The sequence below is a fragment of the Caproicibacterium amylolyticum genome (assembly GCF_014467055.1).
In the GTDB taxonomy this organism is placed as follows: domain Bacteria; phylum Bacillota; class Clostridia; order Oscillospirales; family Acutalibacteraceae; genus Caproicibacterium; species Caproicibacterium amylolyticum.
In genome coordinates this window covers 460180-478585 of sequence record NZ_CP060696.1, presented here as the reverse complement: position 1 = coordinate 478585, position 18406 = coordinate 460180, and the positions used below count along the sequence as shown (strand labels likewise).

Sequence of the window (18406 nt, the reverse complement as noted above, 5' to 3'; positions counted from 1 at the left end):
TGAGGTGGCTCCATTGAATATTTACGACATTGCCAAACAAAGCGGTGTATCCATTGCGACTGTTTCCCGCGTTTTAAACGGCGGCCAAAAGGTCAGTGAAAAAACGCGCAAAAAAGTCCTTGCGGTCATGCAGCAGGAGGATTACACCCCCAACGTCTTTGCACGTGGGCTGGGGCTGAACTCCATGAAGGTCATCGGCATTCTGTGCACAGATGTTTCTGACACCTACTACGCAAAAGCTGTTTCACTGGTGGAAGAGCTGCTCCGCAAAAACGGATTCGGTGCACTGCTCTGCTGTACCGGCAACGAACTGGCCGATAAAAAGAAATATTTGGATATCCTGCTGAACCGAAGGGTAGACGCTATTATTTTAATCGGTTCAGCCTTTAAAGAGAACTCAGACAATTCCCACATTGAAAGCGCCGCTAAACAAGTGCCCATTATCATTATTAACGGGGCGGCAGACCTTCCGAACACCTACTGTGTGCTGTGCGATGAACGGGCAGCGGTCAGCCGCAATGTGCAGCTTCTGCACCGACAAGGTTGTAATGATATTCTCTATCTATATGATGTGCTTACTTTCAGCGGCAGCGCGAAACTTGCCGGATACAAAGAGGGACTGCGCCGATGCGGCCTTCCACTGCGAAATCAACTTGTGTTAAAAGTTCCAAAAGCACTGCCGCAGATTACGCAGGAGGTATCTGCCCTGCTGCAAAAGCACACCGTCTTTTCGGCTGTCTTGGCTTCCGAAGATTTATTGGCGGTCGGCGCACTGAAAGCGCTGCAAAGTGCAGGTCTTTCCATGCCGGTCATTGGGTTCAACAATTCTATTTTGGCGCAGTGCGCTTCTCCTGCTCTGACCAGTGTAGATAATATGCTGGACACCTTATGCCCAACCGCCGTAAAAATGCTCGTGGATATTTTGAACGGAAAAGAAACACCTCAAAAAATCATACTTTCTGCAAAATTAATTGAACGGGATACCTTTCATGCAGCAGCTTCAAATGTCTGACTCGTTTAAAACACGGTCAGATTTTTTGCAGCCCCTGCTGCATGGCAACCAAAATCGTATGATAAAGGGATGCACATTATGAAAGATTTTATGGATAACGATTTTTTACTGTCAAACTCAACTGCTAAGATACTGTATCATGACTACGCCACAAAAATGCCGATTGTGGACTATCACTGCCACATTGACCCGCGCGAAATTGCCGAAAACCGTCAGTTTGATAACATTACGCAGGTATGGCTGGGCGGTGACCACTACAAATGGCGCCTGATCCGTTCCAACGGCATTGACGAAAAATACATCACAGGTGCCGGCAGCGACCGTGAAAAATTCCAGATGTTTGCCGAAGCACTGCCAAAAGCGATTGGGAATCCACTTTACCACTGGACGCATCTGGAACTGAGAAAATATTTCGGTTACAGCGGTGTGCTAAACGGCAGCACCGCCGAAGAAGTTTGGAACCTATGCAACGAAAAACTGAAATCACCTCAAATGCGCGTCCGCGGAATTATTGAGCAATCAAATGTAAAGCTGATTGCCACAACTGATGATCCGGTAGACACGCTGGAATGGCACAAACAAATTGAGGACGACAGCACCTGCCTTGTCAAAGTGATTCCAACATGGCGCTCAGATAAAATCATGAATATCGAAAAACCAGAGTTTGCACAATATGTTTCAACACTTGAAAAAGTCAGCGATATACAGATTCGCACCTTCCGCGATGTGCTGTCCGCACTCGCAAAGCGGCTGGATTTCTTTACAGCCATGGGATGCCGGGCTTCTGACCACGGCATGGACTACATCATGTACGAACCGGCTCAGGATACACAAATCGCCCAGATCTTTACAAAAAAAATGGAGGGCAGCGCACTTTCTGCAAAAGAAGCTGACCAGTATAAATATGCGGTTCTGCGGTTCCTCGGCAGAGAATACGCGAAACGCGGATGGGTCATGCAGATTCATTACGGTGCTGTGCGCAACACCAACACTGCCATGTACCAATCGCTGGGGGCAGACACTGGTTTTGACTGTATTTCTACACACAGCAGTGCGGAAAGCATTGTAAACTTCCTGAACGATTTGAATCAGACTGATGAACTCCCGAAAACCGTACTGTACTCTTTAAATCCCGCGGATAATGCCATGCTGGATACGGTTATCGGATGCTTTCAGGGAACTGCCGCGGCGGGCAAACTGCAGCATGGCGCGGCCTGGTGGTTCAACGATACGAAATCCGGCATGACCGCGCAGCTAACTAGTCTTGCCAGTTTGTCCGTTCTGGGCAACTTTATTGGTATGCTCACCGACTCCCGCAGCTTTTTGTCCTACACACGGCATGCGTATTTCCGCCGGATTCTCTGCAATCTGCTTGGCACATGGGTGGAAAATGGCGAGTATCCAAACGACCAAGAAGCACTCGGTAAAATCGTGCAGGATATTTCTTTTAACAATGCGGTGCGCTATTTTAATTTCACTTTTTAAAGAACATCAATCAACCGGCTGCAAATTGTTCTTCGGAATATTCTGCTGTCTAACCAGGCAATGGCTGGCAAGAGCAGCGGTGTAGGCAGTTATGTACAGCAATATGCCGACCAAATTAAGTTCGGTGTTATCATTGTTTCCACTGTTCCTGTACTGTGTGTATACCCATTCATTCAGAAATATTTTGAAAAAGGCGTCATGATTGGTGCTGTAAAAGGATGAATATCAAGAATTTTTGATGTTCAATCAATTAAAAAAAGGAGCATACTGACGATAAAAATCGCCGATACGCTCCTTTTTTCTGCCTTGTAAAGCTGTTTTTTTAAGAAAATCCGTTCTAACTGGAATTACAGATGCAGGCTGTCTACCCATTCCTTCAAATCGTTTTTATTTGCATGGTTCAGCATTTTGCCCGGCTTCCATTTTGTTTCTGCAGAACAGGACTTATGCTACACCCTGAAGTAAGCTCCAAGTCAAGCAGTTTCTATTATTTTTTTACATACATCTGTACGCGCATGCGATAAAATAACGGCAGCTCATCATGTATTCCCGTTCTGAACGTGGTTTATAAACTTCATTCGACACGAAAGTTGCATGATGAGCTGCCGTTTTATTTCTTTAAAATGGTGTACTTCATTTAGCGGTCTACCATTTTTCTTAAAGAGAAACACGTTCAGAATCAGAAATATCGGTTAATATTTCCCGTTGGGGAATGCGCAAGGTTACAATAGTTCCTTTATTTTCGGTACTTGCAAATGTCAAACCATAACTTCTTCCAAAGTAAAGCTGTATGCGGCGCTGTATGTTTTTTATGCCATATCCATTGCTCTTGGCAGTCAAGATATTTTTGAGTTTATCCGGCGGGATTCCGCAGCCATTATCCTCAACTATAAATTCTATTTGGTCATTGATTGCTTTACAAGAGATTTTCAGCAGCCCAGGCCCGGGGGCCGTTCGCTGGTCTATCCCATGAGCAATGGCATTTTCCGCTAAAGGCTGTAAGATGAGATTTGGAATTTTATAGTTCAAAACAGAAGGGTCCAAATTTTCTACAAATTGAAATGACCGGCTGTGCATCATCATTTGTATTTTAATGTAAGAAACTGTGTTTTTCCATTCGTCCTCTATCGATATTTCGGAAGTTCCCCGATTCAGCGTAGTCCGATAATAGGCAGAAAGCAGCTGTGCCATTTCGCTGATGTCTTCCTGTCCTGAAACAAGCGCTTTGCTGTTGATCAGTGAAAGGCTGTTATAAAAAAAGTGCGGATTAATTTGCGCCTGCAGAGCTTTGATTTCATATTTTTGCTTTTCGATTTTGGTTTTATAGATTTCATTGACCAGTCGCTGCAGTTTTCGGACCATAATGCGAAACTGCTTAGCCAGTACGCCTATTTCATCATTGCAGGGTTCGTCCAGCGGTAAATCCACAAAAAGGCCCTTGCTTCCAATCAGCTTCATGTTGTGCGTCAGGGTTTCCAATGGACGTACAATTACGTGAGACAAAGTTCGTGTGAGCAGGTTCAGCAGGAATGCGCAGCCGAGGACTACCAACAAAACCATCAGCAAGATGGGTGCTATATTGTTCCATATCGTATTCATGGGACGGTATAAAAATAAAGTCCAGCCCTCTTCCGTCAGAACATTTTCCATACTGATATAGTTTTTCGGCAGTTTTTTGTCTTTTGCAAAGGCTGAAATTTGTTCCTCTGGTATTTGACTGCTAAAATTTTGATAGGAATACAGAATCGTTCCCTGCCTGTCCAGCAGCAGAACACCGAAATTATTATCAAATAAAGTATTGAACTGTGAAAAAATTCCCTTATAGTTAAGATTAAATGCAATATAATTTTCTGATTTTATGGATGAGGAAAAAATCGGGCAGTATATAATCATATCTTTATTTGCCCTTGAGATATAAAAAGACGGTTTCTTTGCATGCAACGCTGTTTGATACCAAGGTTCTCTTCTGGCGTCCTTCAGAGTTTTGACTGTGCTTCCATGCGGATATAAATTGCAGGAAGTATACAGTGTTTCGGAACTGATGTCGCCATTCAACATCGATATTGCCGCTAAAAGCGGGTCAACCTCATCTCTATACGCAAGATACATTTCGTAATTATTGGTGTAATTTCGCGTTACTGCCTGCCCAATCCCGTCATTCCACGCAACATTGGAAACTGTGTTCCGGTATGCGTTGAGCTTGCTTTGAAAAACAATAGCGGCCTGCTTAACGGTGTCCTGTTCTGCCTGCTTTTCACGGTTTACCAACAAATTATCAATTTGCAGGTAGCAGAAAATTCCCAGCACTAGAACCGGAATCAGCCCTGCTAAAATACACACCATATAAACTTTTCGACGAAAACTTATATTTCGATACCACTTTAATAAAATTTGTTTTAACTGCCGCATAGGTGCTCTCCTTGCTGCTTAGTGCGCCGACTGCCGATAGGATTCCGGCGTTTTCCCGAAAGTTTCCCGAAAACTTCTGCAGAAATAGGAAAAGTTTGTGTAACCGACGCTTTTGCAGATATCCTGGATTTTTTCATTTGTATCTAATAATTTCTCTTTTGCTTTTTCCATTCGTACCGTTTTAATATATTTATTAATTCCGCAGCCGGTTTCACTGATAAACAAATCACTTAAATAATGCGGGGACAAGTAAAACTGCTTCGCAAGTCGGGAAAGGCTTAATTCCTCGCCATAATGACTTTGAATAAACTGCTTAATCATACGAATTGTGTGCCCTGTGGATTCGGTATCAGCGGCAAGGTTGGCAACAACTTTTTCCGTAACATCCGATATCAGTGCCTTGCTCTCCTCAAAATACTGACAGAAATACAAACGCTCAATCATTGCCTGCAAATCGTTTTTTTCGGACGGCAGTGCACTGTATAAGATAGCCGCCAGCTGTGACAGGATATAACTTACATTGATATGGGACTGGTTTCGCTTGTGCTGATATTTTGCCAGCAGCATAGCAACACTTTTCTGCAGACTGTAGCCGTCCTTAAACTGAATGGCATCTGCAGCGGAGCGAAGCAGGGCATCATCTTCCTCATAAGATTCTAAACCGTTTGAAGTTTTATCAGGAATCGGGTACAAATAACAGTTTCTAAAAAAGAAACGGTCATCCAGTGCTTTTTCTGCCTGTGCATATGCCGATGCAATGGAATCCGCCCCCGTCAGCGGACTGCTGATGGAAATGTAACAAGGTTCACCAGCATCCGCAGAGATTTGCTTTTGAAGTACTTGTGCCATAGCAGCAACGGATGAATCTGAATCTGTTTCCGTATCCTTTTGCAGAAATACAACACTTTGGTAAGTGTTCAGATTGAGGAAGTGATGCGGCTGCCCATTCAGCACGTCTGCAACGGATTTTTCAAGATTGTCCTGGGGAATGCTCCCAAAAACAGGATTATCAAATTGAAGCAGAAGCAGCCATTTGAATTTTTCCAAAAAAGTAAGGTCAACGCCTCCTAATTCACTGCAAAGCATCTCCGCCTTGGCTCCGTACAGCAGCCGGGACAAAATATGATTCTGCATATAAACTGCGGCAAACTGCTCCTGTCTAATGATCTGTTTTTGCGCGTTCAGTTTTTGGATTGCTTTTTTCAGCACTTTTCTAAGTTCTTCCGGATTAATGGGTTTTAGTATGTAGTCAACAGCACCCACAGTGAGCGCTTTTTTAATATAGGGAAAGTCATTATAACCACTGAAAAATATAATCTGCACATTCTGATACAGTTCCCGTGCTTGGGTTGCAAGGTCGGTCCCCAGCAAAAAAGGCATTCTCACGTCCGTAAACAAAATGTCCATTTTTTTGCTTTCTGCTTTTTGTAGGGCATCCTGTCCATTTTCGGCTTCCTCAATGTCCAGTTCAAAATTATATTTTTTTAAAAGAAATTTTACTGCTTCCCGCTCATCTTTTTCGTCATCTGCAATCAGAATTCGGTACATAAGGGCACCTCCGCTTAGAAATTCAAGGTTAAGTCAAGTATAATTGTTTTATTTGGTGCTTTCAACAAAATCAAGTATCCATATTTGTATCTTCGGGATATTTGGACAGATATCTGGATTCTTTATTATTTACAGCAGCTGTATGGATAGATTATACTAAATTTGCGCTTAAAATTCACGAAGATTGTGAATGTTAGGGAGTGCAAAAATCAATGGGAGGTTCAGTAATGAAAAGAAATCATTTTGTCAAACGTTCTGCAGCATTTGTTTTGGCAGCAACACTTGTGGTTGGATTATCTGCCTGCGGAAATTCCACCCCAAGCGCCTCATCAAAACCAACCGCCTCTAAGGTAACAGACCCAATGGCGAAATACGATCAGTCAGTCGTAATCAACACGGGGCGGCAAACGGCTACCAATGCACGGCTGCCAAAAGGCGATACATATGAAAACAATGAATACACACGGATTTTAAAAGAAAAGCTAAACATTGTAATTAAAGACGCATTTGAAGCGAACGGCGCGGACTATGACCGTCAGGTCTCACTGGCAATGGCAAGCAGCTCCCTGCCGGACATGATGCTGGTCGACAGTTACAACGACCTGAAAGAGATGGTAAACAACGATCAGGTCATGGACCTGACAGAAGTTTACAATCAATACGCTTCTGATAAAATTAAGGAAATCTATAATTCATTCAAAGATGTCTACCAGGGCGGTGCCTTTGGAAAATGTACGTTTGACGGCAAAATCATGGCAATGCCGGACGTAGGCGGCGATGCAGGCTCCAATGTGGCCTGGATTCGTCAGGATTGGGCTGACAAGCTTGGTATCAAGCTGGATTCAGACGGGGACGGATGCATTACCCTGGATGAACTGAAAAATGCAGCAAAGCAGTTTATTGCGAAAGACCCGGGCAAGACGGGGAAACCGGTGGGCATACCGGTTCAGCAATATCCTACCGATGGTACTAACGACGGCGGTTCCTTCACCTTAACCGGCATCGCCAATTCGTTCAACGCTTTTCCGAAACATTGGCAGAAAGATGCAAGCGGAAAAATCGTGTACGGTTCCACCACCAATGAAACAAAGGAATTTCTTACCACGATGGCAAGCTGGTTTAAGGAAGGCATTCTTGACCCGCAAACCGGCACGCGTACATGGAACGACTGCCAGAGCCTTTTAGTCAACAATCAGACCGGCATCGTTTTTGGTCAATGGCATATGCCTGACTGGTGCTTCAACTTGGTAAAGCAGAAAGATCCCAACGCAGAATTCAGATGCTATGCAATCGCCGACAAAAACGGTAAAGTCAACTTCATGCACGTAGCACCGTCAAATAAGTACTTAGTGGTGCGCAAAGGGTATGAGCATCCTGAAGCTGTTATCAAACTTTTAAACTTGTTCTATGACAAGCTAAACGGAAAAGATGCATCCAAAACAATGCCGAATATCTCCAAAGCAATGCAGATGGACAATGCCACAAAACCAGTCAACATGGAAATACTGGACGCAAAATTGAATTTGAACAGTTACGAACAGATTTCGGGAGCTGTAAAAGATCCCGCCAAAGTCAAGGATATCGATATGGCGGAAGACCGCATGATTGTTACTGAAATTAACAATTATAATAAAGACAAGAAATCCGCACCGGTAGAAGATTGGTCCCATAATACTTCCCGTCTGTTTGGCTTAGGACTGTATTACAAACTCACCCAGAAAAACCTGTTTAATTGGCAGATGCCGGGCTTTACAGGAACAACCGATTCCATGGAATCCATGTGGACAAATCTGGATAAGCTGGAGAACGAATCTGTTATAAAAATTATAACCGGAGCCGTTCAGCCAAGTGCCTTCGACACGTTTGTTAACAGCTGGAAGTCCCAGGGCGGCAGTCAGATAACAAGCGAAGTAGAATCCCAAGCTTCTGGAAAATAAGAAAAGCAGTGGGACTGTGTCGTTAAAACACAGTCCCATTTTATTAAGGAGGATCTCAATGGAATTTCTGCATAAAACGAAAGCGCACAGTGCTGTTTCCGGCAGACTGCGCTCACAAAACACGATGTTTCACTTCATGATGCTGCCGGGTATGATATTTCTGATTATCTTCAGCTATATCCCTATGGTAGGCATTATCATGGCATTTGAAAATTTCACTGCATCCAAGGGCTTTTTCGGATCGCCGTTTGTGGGACTGAAACACTTTCAGTATATGTTCTCACTGCCGGATATTTGGGCAATTATCCGGAATACGCTGTGCATCGCTATTGGAAAAATGACTCTGACCACTCTGCTGGCCATTGTATTTGCTGTACTGCTCAACGAAATCCGGCTGAACTGGATGAAGAAAGCGATACAGACCGTCGTTTACCTCCCCCATTTTCTTTCATGGGTTATCCTTGCAACCGTTGTGGTAAATATGTTTAATCTGGACGGGTCGGTCAATCAGATCCTTAGTAAAATTGGAATTGGCCAAACGAACTTTTTGGGCAGCAACACACTGTTTCAGCCGCTGCTGATCATGACCGATGTTTGGAAAGAATTTGGCTATTCCTCTATCGTTTTTCTAGCGGCCATCACCTCAATTGACCCGGGGCTTTATGAGGCAGCTGCGATTGACGGGGCCAACTGGTGGCAGAAAACATGGCATGTGACATTGCCGGGCATGCTGAGCATTATTCTGCTGATCTCGGTAATGAACATTGCCAATGTGCTCAATGCGGGATTCGACCAGGTTTACAACCTGTACAGCCCAATGGTCTATGAAACAGGCGACATTATTGATACTTATGTTTACAGAATGGGCCTGCTGAGCCATCAATACAGTTTTTCAACGGCAGTCGGACTTTTCAAGTCATTCGTGGGCATGGTCCTGATGCTTTCCGTGAATGGACTTTCCAAGAAGTTTACAGATGCCCGCATTTTTTAGAAGGGGGGAAAAGGTTTATGAAACAATACAACAACGGATGGGCAAAAGCAGGGAAAACATTTATCTACATAATCATTATTTTAATGGGGCTTACCTGCTTGCTTCCACTGCTTAATATCGTGGCAATTTCATTTAGCGGCAGTGCAGCTGTTACAGGGAATCAGGTGGGCTTCCTTCCGGTAGATTTTACACTTGCTCCCTACCAAAAGATGCTGGCTGATGCGCAGTTCTGGCGTTCTTTTCTTATCTCAGCAGCTCGCGTCGTTCTGCAGCTTGCGTTAAATATGGTGCTGATTGTTCTGATGGCATATCCACTTTCTAAGTCGAAACGCGAGTTCCATGCGCGCGGCGTGTACATGAAATTTATGATTTTCGCAATGCTGTTTAACGGTGGCATGATTCCCACTTATCTTATCGTAAAGGATTTAGGTCTTCTAAATACGATTTGGTCCCTGATTTTACCGGGTGCGGTCCCGATTTTCAATGTCATACTGGTTATGAATTTCTTTGCCGGCGTGCCGAAATCGCTGGAGGAAGCCGCAGTGATAGACGGCGCAAATCCCATGCAGGTCTTGTGGAAAGTTTATCTTCCCTGTTCAGTACCGGTACTTGCAACGATTGCTCTGTTCAGCATTGTTGGAAGCTGGAACGACTTCTTCAGCGGCTTGATTTACATCACCAAAGTAAGGGATTTCCCGCTCATGACGTATATTCAGTCTTTGAATATCAATATTGCTGACTTGTTAAAGGCCGGAGCAAACTCCAATACACTGGCGGGTGCCGCTGAACTTACCAATAAAAACTTGAATGCTGCGAAAATCGTGGTTTCCACCATCCCGCTCATTGCAATTTATCCTTTCCTGCAAAAATATTTTGTCACCGGTATTGTAGTTGGTGCCGTAAAGGAATAAACTTATGGAAACAATGAAGTTTATTGGAAAACGAATGGAGGAATTTTAATGCCCGAATGGCTGAATGACACAGTATTTTATGAAATTTATCCGCAAAGCTTTTACGACACAAATGGTGATGGTATCGGCGATATAAACGGCATCACAGAAAAGCTCGATTACGTCAAATCTTTAGGATGCAACGCAGTTTGGATCAACCCCTGTTATGATTCTCCTTTTATGGATGCCGGTTATGATATAAGTAATTATAAAAAGGTTGCTCCGCGCTATGGTACAAATGATGACTTGAAACACTGCTTTAACGAGGCACACAAACGTGGAATGCATATTTTGCTTGATTTGGTACCCGGACATACCTCTGACCAGCACGAATGGTTTCGAGAGAGCCAGAAAGCGTGCCAAAATGAATATACGAACCGGTATATCTGGACGGACTCCGTGTGGAACCGTCCTGCCGGATTCAACAGTATGTGCGGGGTCAGCGAAAAGGACGGCTGCTACTTGCTGAATTTCTTTTCTTCCCAGCCAGCGCTTAACTATGGATTCAACAAAATAACCGCACCATGGCAAATGCATTACACCCAGCCTGACTGTGTTGCCACACGGGAAGCCCTGAAAGATGTCATGCGGTTTTGGCTGGATGCAGGCTGCGATGGTTTCCGGGTAGATATGGCCGATTCATTGGTAAAAAACGATGACGGCAAAGAAGCGACCGCCGAAATATGGAGAAACATCCGCGAAATGCTCAATCAGGAGTATGCGGAAGCCGCCATGGTGTCAGAGTGGTCTGACCCCGCTAAAGCGATTGGGAAAGCCCAGTTCGACATGGATTTTTATTTGGATCATCACGATAACGGATACCATGCATTGTTCCGAAAAACAGGCAGTGACGGCAGCCAGCGAAGTTTCTTCAGCAAGCAGGGCAACGGCGACATTATGGAGTTCCTGGATGATTACCTGCCGCAGTACCATGCAACACAAACAGCAGGTTACATCAGCATGATGACCTGTAACCACGACACACCCCGCATGACACTGGGTTTTGATGAATTAGAATGTAAAATTGCCTATGCTTTTCTATTGACAATGCCGGGGGTTCCTTTCATTTATTACGGTGATGAAATCGGCATGCAGTATTTCCGGCTTAACAGTGTTGAAGGCGGATACCAGCGTACCGGAACGCGTACGCCCATGCAGTGGTCAAATGGAAAGAACCTTGGGTTTTCCAATGCAGAAAAAGAGAAACTGTACTTGCCTGTGGACGAAAGAGACTGCGCACCGACAGTGGAAAGTCAGGAAAAGGACGACAATTCTCTGCTGCATACAGTGCGAAAAATTCTAAAATTACGCCACGAAAATCCAGATTTACAGGCACAGCCGAATTTTGAAGTTGTCTACGCAGAAAAAGGAAAATATCCATTTGTATTCCGCCGCGGTCAGTTTTTAATAGCAGTCAATCCGTCGTGGCGATCAGCATCCATACCGCTAAAGCTGGTTGGAAATCCTGTATTTCAGCTGGGAGGCAGCACGTTAGGAAACGGTTGCCTTTCCATGAAAGGCCAATCTTTTTCAATATTTCATATGAATTGAAATTTGGCGGAACCACTCAAACAAAATCTGCATAGCACAAAAAGCCGGAAGATTTCCATTAAAATGGCTGTCTTCCGGTTTTTTGTGTTGTATCAAAAGCATTGACATTATAAGGATACTATCTCCCTTCAATTCTGGTAGGTGTCATTAGCAGATGCGTTACTGCAAGGCTTCGATTTTTTCCATGAATTGCTTGCACTGAACCGCATAATCCTGGAACCCGCAAAGGAGCATTTTATCAGGCAGTTCCCGCAAAGCTTCCAGAAAGGCATCCTTCTCTTGTTTTCGTATCCGGCAGAAAACTATGTGATAGACCGATTCATCTTTCTGGTATTCCTGCAGGAACTTTACGTGAACCTGATGCTTGGCAAATAACCCATCTGCCTGATAATCTCCGGTATCAAGATACGCATAAAAGTAATAGTGAAAAGAAAACTTCTCCAAATGCAGATAATTTTTCAGTTCTTCCAAAATCTTTTCCTCCTTTAAATGCTGCGCTGCAAGTATAAATTAATTATTGACTTTTTCCGAAATTCCAGGTATTATAAAATATTCCCTTCTAAAAAGTAAAATTTGGAGGCGAAAGTTATGCAGCAAATTCAATTTCCCGTAATCGATCCCGTGGCAACCGGTATGAACATTATCCGGCTTCGGCAGGAACGTGGTTTGTCTGTGCGGGACTTGCAAGTGTTCTTTGGTTTCGAAGAACCACAGGCGATTTACAAATGGCAGCGCGGCAAAAGTCTGCCGTCCGTTGACAATTTGTATGCCCTCGGTGCTTTGCTTGGGGTTTCTATGGATAAAATTTTGGTTCCGACAAAACCAAAGTTAGATAAAACAGCAAATGAGCAGCAGGTTGGTACCTGCTGCTCCGTTTTTTATGCATACCGGCTGTTTTGGGTACGGCAGAAGTCAGAATTCGCTTTGACCATTTTTCCAATCGCCTGCACAAAAGGCATTGCCTAAAAGCACACCTTTCTGCGGCAGCCGCTTGAATGAAAAGCATTATTTTTAAAATATAGAGGCTTTTAAGCCAAAATGGAGAGGTGTGTATGGTCAGCAAGAATAGTGAAGCTGATGAAAAAACAGAATGTGGAATCTGCGTTGTACGGATAGGAAGAAACTGATTGCCCGTATGCTTTCGCTGTTGATTTAAAAACAGTAATCTTTTTACCATAGATTCTTCCCAAAGGAAGCAATTAAATGTGCAGCCTTATAGTTCATCTGCACCTGAACCGGTTTCTGCGCTTTCTTATCCTGCCGCACCCAAAACAGCCGGTCAATGAAAAGCAGACTATTGCTGTTTCTCTGTATATGCACCGAATACATCCGCAAAACTGTCATTGACATCAAAGGGAGGTGCAAAGTCAACTTCAGTATTTACAAGACAGCGGTCCAGTTCCGCAGAAACGGCATCCGATTTTCGATTCATCTGCGCAAGGTATTTCCGAACCAGACAGCGGTCAAAGTTGATGGTAGTAACGCGCGCAACATCGCATTTGTAGGACACCTGATTGCCATCCGCGTTGAAGCGATAACCGGTTCCGCCATGCGGCACAAGCACCTCGGAGCTTCGCAGATTTGCCATGTGCTGAAAAGTATGAGCAATACTCTGGCGTTTATTGTTCAGACTGACTTCACTGTCCATGTCGATTGGCAGCTGGTTCTTTGCCGCGCGGATTTCCTTGGCCAGCACCTCACGCTGATGCAGCAGATAGAGCAGAAATCCGGCAATCTCTGTAATCTGTTCTGCATATTCCGTGCCGGGCAGATCTACGGTAGTTTCATTTTCCGCTTCGCTCATCACTTTTTTGTGCAGATATGTATTTTTTACTTTTGTTATGTTAGAATCTCTGCTGACAATGTCCTGCGCTTCTTCCATAAGAGCCTGCAGCTTATTCTGATAACGAAATGCTTCTTTCAGGTTCATATTTTTCACTCCTGTCCATTTCTATTTCCAGAGCAATCCTTAAAAATGTTAGCAAACTACTTTCCGCCACTGCATATCTTCGCAGAGGTGTTCTTAGAAAACGTCTGGGGCAATTCTTCCAAAAGAGGTGGGCTTTCACCCAGATCCTTTGCAATTAAAATCATCACTCTAATTACATTCTACCGTACTGAGCAGTCCATGTCATTGAACTGTTGGTTGAATTCATTCCCTGACTCATTCTCGAATAATACTCTAATAAAGGAAATATAAGCTTATAAACAAAAATAATAATGTGAAAGCACAAAATTTTTAAAGCACAACACAAATTGTACCAGTACATGCAGGATTTCTCACCGGCTAAATACAAACGGACATTGAGAATGGTTGAGCCATTTCTCAATGTCCGTTTGCACCTGTATTGAAAGAGAGTCTTATACACAAATATGAAAATTAAGAATCTGCTCCATCTGTGCAGGCAAGCAGAATCTCGCTGACCGCACCCAGCAGTTCCTCCGAAAGCTGCATGGTCATCAATTCAGAGAGGATATACGCGGTATTCTGTTCCTGCTGAATGAGCTGAAAAATCCGGTCTTTTTGCACAAAAGGCACCTGTGCCCGGTCCAAAAGCGTATAGATCAATTCTGTAACGTGGTTTTCCTGCAAACCTGCATGCTGCAGAATGAGCGTTACTTTTTCCTCTGCTGGAACAGGTGGAAGCTTTACACGAAGCACAGAATCCTCATACGAAACATCCGTATTGCAGATGTTTCCGCCGATTTCCGCCTGTACCTGCTGCGGCTGCCGCAGACCGACAAAGCAGACTGTATAACTGCGCTGCCTTGGCAAAAAACCGATGTTTTCATCCGGCGGCAGAACAGAAAACCGGGCCGTACTTCCCCACCGCATCCGGAAAGAGGTTCTTGCCCACGTTTCCTCCGCGGTGCTGTCTTCGCTGCAGTCATCCTCAAGCAAGTCGAACGAGCCGTCTTTGCCGCAGAACACCTGCAGCTCCAAATGTGCGGGATTCTCCGTTCTGTTTCCGCTGTCTGCGGAAAGCGGAATGACTGCACCGGCAGGCGCAAACACAGGTATGCTTTGCAATGGTCTGTAAAACCGCAGGCGGCGGCCGCCTGTATAACGCAGATGCGTAAACACATCATACCAGCTTCCCACCGGAAGCCATCCTTCCGTGCAGGCAAGCTTTGTTTCCTTTGCGGCGGGCGTTGTTACCGGACAGGCCAGCAGCTGCGTACCAAACAAATATGTATTCGGCACATGGTAAGCCTCTTCCTGCTCTGGCCACTGATAATACACCGGAAGAACAAGCGGCAGTCCCTCATTGTGTGTACGATAATTCATAGTATACAGGTAGGGAAGCATTCTGTGCCGAAGCCGGAGAAAATCCTCCATTACACATTCCGCTTCCATGCCGTAGCGCCACGGTTCCTTTCCGTTAAATGGACTGGCGGAACTGTGCAGGCGCATGATGGGTGAAAAAACACCGAACTGCACCCACCGCGTTTCCAATTCATCATCCTTTACCCCAAGCATATGCCCGCCAATATCGTGACTCCACCAGCTGTAGCCAATGTTTGCGGCGGTTGCGGTAAAGTAGGGCTGAAACTGAAGCGATGCCCATGAAATAACCGAGTCCCCTGAAAAGCCAACCGGATACCTGTGGCTGCCAGGACCCGCATATCGGGAAAATGCCAGTGCCTTTTTTCCGGTGCGCCCGTTGTCCAAGTAAGAAAAATGATTCAGCATCCAAAGCGGATCAAGTCCCGGTACATCACTGACACTCCCCTGCTGCCAGTCAATCCACCAAAAATCCACCCCCTGCTTTTCCAGCGGATGCAGCACAGTATCAAACCATGCACGCATCCATGCTCTGTCTGTTATACGGCAGGGAATCGTAATCTTTTTTTCCGGATCCTGCCCCAAAGTTTTTGCCATGCGCACATAGCAGTCCTCAAACGGGCGTATGCCGTCAGCAGGGTGCAGATTCAGGGTAACGTGCAGTCCCCTGTTATGCAGCCACGCCAAAAATTCCTGTGGCTTTGGAAAAAGTTCACGGTTCCATGTATACCCTGTCCAGCCGGTACCATACTTTGGGTCAACCTCTGTCAAGTGCCAATCCATATCCACAACAGCAACCGTAAACGGCACCTGCTTTTCTTCAAACTTTTGCATCAGTTCCTGATAGGATTCCGCTGTGTAACGGTAGTAACGGCTCCACCAGTTTCCAAGCGCGAACCGCGGCAGCAACGGCACACTGCCGGTTAATTTATAATAGTCCTGCAGGCACAGGGAATACTTGTGACCATAGCCGAAAAAGTATATATCTGCGGTTTCTGTTCCGGGGCGCGGCCGCACCCAGCCATCCTCTGACAAAAGCAGCGAATGAATGTCATCCAGAGTGGACCATCCGTTTTGCGACTGGATCCCATGCTCCAGTGGAATTGCGCCGTCCACGTTATCCAATGTACGTGCGGTTCCGCCCAGATCATCGCTCTCATGGCCAAAGTACCAAACAGACTTGTGCAGGCTGAAATTACCCGCAAGCCGAATCTGCAGCCCGTTTTCCGTAAAACCAAGTTTCTTTTGGTACGTTAATGTCAGCATTTCAGTGCGAAGGACCAGTGTTGTTTCATCTTCCTCCACCTCAAATGCTGAAAGTGGAAAGCGGCGGTTTACAACCGTTTGCGTTGCACAGTCCTCAAAGCAGCCGCACGCGCTGTACTCCATGCGCAGCAACCCCGCGGTCAAAACTGTAAATCTGTAATTTTCCCCCTGCACAACTGCTTCTTTTCTTGCAGCCGGACACATTTGAATCGACTTGTTGTACATTTCACCTGCTCCTTTAACAGCAAGAGGGACGGCTTCGCGTTTCCGTCCCTCTGCCGTTCGTATAAATTTAATCCTTCCTTACTTCGCCTGCAGATAGCGATTGTAAGCATCCGACTGGATTTTTACATACTTATCCAGCCCCATGTCCTTCAGTTTTTTCTGGTAGGCATCCCATTCTGCATCCACGCCGCCCTTTGTAACCCACTTAGCCAGCGTTGCGTTTGCATAATTGCCAAGGTCAGTCGCCAGCGTTGGCATCTCGGCGTATTCCTCTGCGGTGTGCATAATATTGTTCGGGAAAAAGTCTTTTTGCAGATACTGTTCACCCAGTTTGGAAATCTCCAGCTTCAGGCCGTCGCCGCTTTTGCTGGAAAGCTTAATTTTGGACTGAAAATCTTTTGTAACATATTTCGGCCCAAAATCGCGCAGGCTCTGGTCCCAGTACCAAGCATCTGCGCTGGTTCCCGCTGGCGGATCATTCAGTTCGTAGGTGCCGTCGCTGTTTTTCTTAATAACCGTGCCGATTGCGCCCCAGAAATTCTGAATACTGGCTTCATTGGTGTAGAACTGGTCCACCCAGCGTGCAGCAATTTCAGGATGCTTACAGGTCTTTGTGATTTCCACTTCATTGCCGGTAATGCTGCTGTAGCCATCTGGGTCGCCGCCGGCACGTTTGGTTCCATCCGGGCCTGCGATCGGTGCAATCGCCTCGTACTGGCTGCTCCACTTGCCAAACAGCGCATCCGGTGTCCACGCGTATGTAAAACCAACCCGTGCAGTGTTCGCATCCTGGTTCTTTGCGGTGTCCATGGTATCATCCGCGGTAAAGGCTTCTGTGTCAATCAAACCTTCTTTGTAAAGTTGGTTCAGCCACTTTACACCCTCTTTGTAGCCTGCGGTAGCATATTTGTAAACAGGCTTTCCGCTTTCCAAAACAAAATTTGTGTCATAGGGATCTGCTTCCATAAACGGGTCAAGCAGATTGAGATTCAAGCTCTTGTTCGTACCAATCACAGGCAGTTCGTCTGCCTTGCCGTTTCCATTCGGATCCTTTTCCTTGAAAGCTTTCAGAACATTCTCCAGCTCGTCAACGGTTGTTGGTGCTTTCAAACCAAGCTTATCCAGCCAAGTTTTATTGATAATCGGCTGGTTCCGAACAGAAGGACGTGAAGGCAGATTCTTTGCCAGCGAATACATTTTTCCATCCGGGAAAATGGACACCTTTTTTATCTGCGGGTACTCCGCCAATGCTTTTTTATAATTCGGCATATACTGCTCAATCAAATCATCCATCGGCTGGAACAAATCCTGATTGTTTACAATATCTTCGGAAGTAAAGGTCTGGTCTCCAATGATAATGTCCGGCAATTCCCCACTTGCCAGCATAATGGATTTCTGCTCACTCCAGTCATTCAGGGACTGCACCTGCCACTTGATTTTTACATTCGTCTGCTTTTCAAGATCCACCAGCCACTGATTTTTTGTAAATGTGTCGCCCATGCTCCCCCAGCGTGTGGTCAGCACATTTAGCGTAATGGTGTTTTTGGCAATGGGCAGGCCCTCCTTGTTAAAGTTTTCATTTGTCGCAGCTACTGTACTGCCGGCAGAAGAACTGCTGTTGTTGCTGCCGCAGCCGGCGCAGGCGGAAGCGCACAGGGCACCTGCCAGCACCAAGCCGAGGACTCTCATTCTTTTCTTCATTACAACTCGCTCCTTTTTATATTATTGTTATGAACGCAGTTTCAA

15 protein-coding genes are annotated in these 18406 nt (G+C 45.3%); 8 read left to right on the top strand and 7 right to left on the bottom strand.

Annotated features, from left to right (window positions below; genetic code table 11):
* Nucleotides 1-13: 13 nt before the first annotated feature.
* The 3 genes from H6X83_RS02195 to H6X83_RS02185 all read left to right on the top strand — a co-directional run bounded on the left by H6X83_RS02195 (nt 14) and on the right by H6X83_RS02185 (nt 2719).
* Nucleotides 14-1012: a LacI family DNA-binding transcriptional regulator gene (locus tag H6X83_RS02195; RefSeq protein ID WP_212507545.1), complete on the top strand. Its 999-nt coding sequence runs from the start codon at nt 14-16 to the stop codon at nt 1010-1012.
* A 78-nt stretch (nt 1013-1090) separates the two neighbouring features.
* Nucleotides 1091-2497 (top strand): glucuronate isomerase, encoded by a 1407-nt coding sequence (gene uxaC, locus H6X83_RS02190; RefSeq protein ID WP_212507544.1) that lies wholly within the window; start codon nt 1091-1093, stop codon nt 2495-2497.
* 60 nt (nt 2498-2557) lie between these two features.
* The gene (locus H6X83_RS02185; RefSeq protein WP_246419439.1) at nt 2558-2719 is read left to right on the top strand and encodes a hypothetical protein; all 162 of its coding nucleotides are present in this window, start codon (nt 2558-2560) and stop codon (nt 2717-2719) included.
* A gap of 435 nt (nt 2720-3154) precedes the next feature.
* On the opposite strand, the gene H6X83_RS02180 is transcribed toward H6X83_RS02185, so the two are convergent.
* Complete coding sequence (locus H6X83_RS02180; RefSeq protein ID WP_212507543.1) at nt 3155-4906, bottom strand: sensor histidine kinase; 1752 nt, start codon at nt 4904-4906, stop codon at nt 3155-3157.
* Nucleotides 4907-4924: 18 nt separating this feature from the next.
* Complete coding sequence (locus tag H6X83_RS02175) at nt 4925-6454, bottom strand: response regulator transcription factor (protein ID WP_212507542.1); 1530 nt, start codon at nt 6452-6454, stop codon at nt 4925-4927.
* A gap of 227 nt (nt 6455-6681) precedes the next feature.
* Between H6X83_RS02175 and H6X83_RS02170 the strand changes: the two genes are divergently transcribed.
* From H6X83_RS02170 to H6X83_RS02155, 4 genes are read left to right on the top strand one after another with little or no spacing between them, the layout of a single operon-like run.
* Nucleotides 6682-8391, top strand: coding sequence for an extracellular solute-binding protein (locus H6X83_RS02170; RefSeq protein ID WP_212507541.1), 1710 nt, complete (start codon nt 6682-6684; stop codon nt 8389-8391).
* Between the two features lie 58 nt (nt 8392-8449).
* Nucleotides 8450-9382, top strand: a complete 933-nt coding sequence (locus tag H6X83_RS02165) for an ABC transporter permease (protein ID WP_343063131.1) — start codon at nt 8450-8452, stop codon at nt 9380-9382.
* 17 nt (nt 9383-9399) lie between these two features.
* Complete coding sequence (locus H6X83_RS02160; protein ID WP_212507540.1) at nt 9400-10293, top strand: carbohydrate ABC transporter permease; 894 nt, start codon at nt 9400-9402, stop codon at nt 10291-10293.
* 48 nt (nt 10294-10341) lie between these two features.
* Nucleotides 10342-11883, top strand: a complete 1542-nt coding sequence (locus H6X83_RS02155; protein WP_212507539.1) for an alpha-amylase family glycosyl hydrolase — start codon at nt 10342-10344, stop codon at nt 11881-11883.
* A 159-nt stretch (nt 11884-12042) separates the two neighbouring features.
* On the opposite strand, the gene H6X83_RS02150 is transcribed toward H6X83_RS02155, so the two are convergent.
* Nucleotides 12043-12354 carry a hypothetical protein gene (locus tag H6X83_RS02150; protein WP_246419435.1) on the bottom strand — a complete coding sequence of 104 codons (312 nt, stop codon included), beginning with the start codon at nt 12352-12354 and terminating at the stop codon, nt 12043-12045.
* Between the two features lie 117 nt (nt 12355-12471).
* On the opposite strand from H6X83_RS02150, the gene H6X83_RS14720 reads away from it, so the two are divergent.
* Complete coding sequence (locus H6X83_RS14720) at nt 12472-12849, top strand: helix-turn-helix domain-containing protein (protein WP_212507538.1); 378 nt, start codon at nt 12472-12474, stop codon at nt 12847-12849.
* Nucleotides 12850-13053: 204 nt separating this feature from the next.
* On the opposite strand, the gene H6X83_RS02140 is transcribed toward H6X83_RS14720, so the two are convergent.
* From H6X83_RS02140 to H6X83_RS02125, 4 genes are all read right to left on the bottom strand, one after another.
* On the bottom strand, nt 13054-13203 hold the full coding sequence (locus H6X83_RS02140; RefSeq protein WP_212507537.1) for a hypothetical protein: 150 nt from the start codon (nt 13201-13203) through the stop codon (nt 13054-13056).
* Nucleotides 13178-13813, bottom strand: coding sequence for a hypothetical protein (locus tag H6X83_RS02135; protein WP_212507536.1), 636 nt, complete (start codon nt 13811-13813; stop codon nt 13178-13180). The genes H6X83_RS02140 and H6X83_RS02135 overlap by 26 nt, the downstream gene beginning before the upstream one ends.
* Nucleotides 13814-14263: 450 nt before the next feature.
* Complete coding sequence (locus H6X83_RS02130; RefSeq protein WP_212507535.1) at nt 14264-16660, bottom strand: glycoside hydrolase family 31 protein; 2397 nt, start codon at nt 16658-16660, stop codon at nt 14264-14266.
* A 78-nt stretch (nt 16661-16738) separates the two neighbouring features.
* Entirely contained in the window at nt 16739-18361 is a 1623-nt protein-coding gene (locus H6X83_RS02125; RefSeq protein ID WP_212507534.1) for a type 2 periplasmic-binding domain-containing protein, read from the bottom strand.
* Nucleotides 18362-18406 lie beyond the last annotated feature (45 nt).

Coding starts and splice junctions, on each gene's coding strand:
- H6X83_RS14720 (WP_212507538.1), top strand. CDS start 12,472: ATGCAGCAAATTCAATTTCCCGTAATCGATCCCGTGGCAACCGGTATG.
- H6X83_RS02175 (WP_212507542.1), bottom strand. CDS start 6,454: ATGTACCGAATTCTGATTGCAGATGACGAAAAAGATGAGCGGGAAGCA.
- H6X83_RS02135 (WP_212507536.1), bottom strand. CDS start 13,813: ATGAACCTGAAAGAAGCATTTCGTTATCAGAATAAGCTGCAGGCTCTT.
- H6X83_RS02155 (WP_212507539.1), top strand. CDS start 10,342: ATGCCCGAATGGCTGAATGACACAGTATTTTATGAAATTTATCCGCAA.
- H6X83_RS02180 (WP_212507543.1), bottom strand. CDS start 4,906: ATGCGGCAGTTAAAACAAATTTTATTAAAGTGGTATCGAAATATAAGT.
- H6X83_RS02165 (WP_343063131.1), top strand. CDS start 8,450: ATGGAATTTCTGCATAAAACGAAAGCGCACAGTGCTGTTTCCGGCAGA.
- H6X83_RS02170 (WP_212507541.1), top strand. CDS start 6,682: ATGAAAAGAAATCATTTTGTCAAACGTTCTGCAGCATTTGTTTTGGCA.
- H6X83_RS02130 (WP_212507535.1), bottom strand. CDS start 16,660: ATGTACAACAAGTCGATTCAAATGTGTCCGGCTGCAAGAAAAGAAGCA.
- H6X83_RS02125 (WP_212507534.1), bottom strand. CDS start 18,361: ATGAAGAAAAGAATGAGAGTCCTCGGCTTGGTGCTGGCAGGTGCCCTG.
- H6X83_RS02185 (WP_246419439.1), top strand. CDS start 2,558: ATGGCTGGCAAGAGCAGCGGTGTAGGCAGTTATGTACAGCAATATGCC.
- uxaC (WP_212507544.1), top strand. CDS start 1,091: ATGAAAGATTTTATGGATAACGATTTTTTACTGTCAAACTCAACTGCT.
- H6X83_RS02160 (WP_212507540.1), top strand. CDS start 9,400: ATGAAACAATACAACAACGGATGGGCAAAAGCAGGGAAAACATTTATC.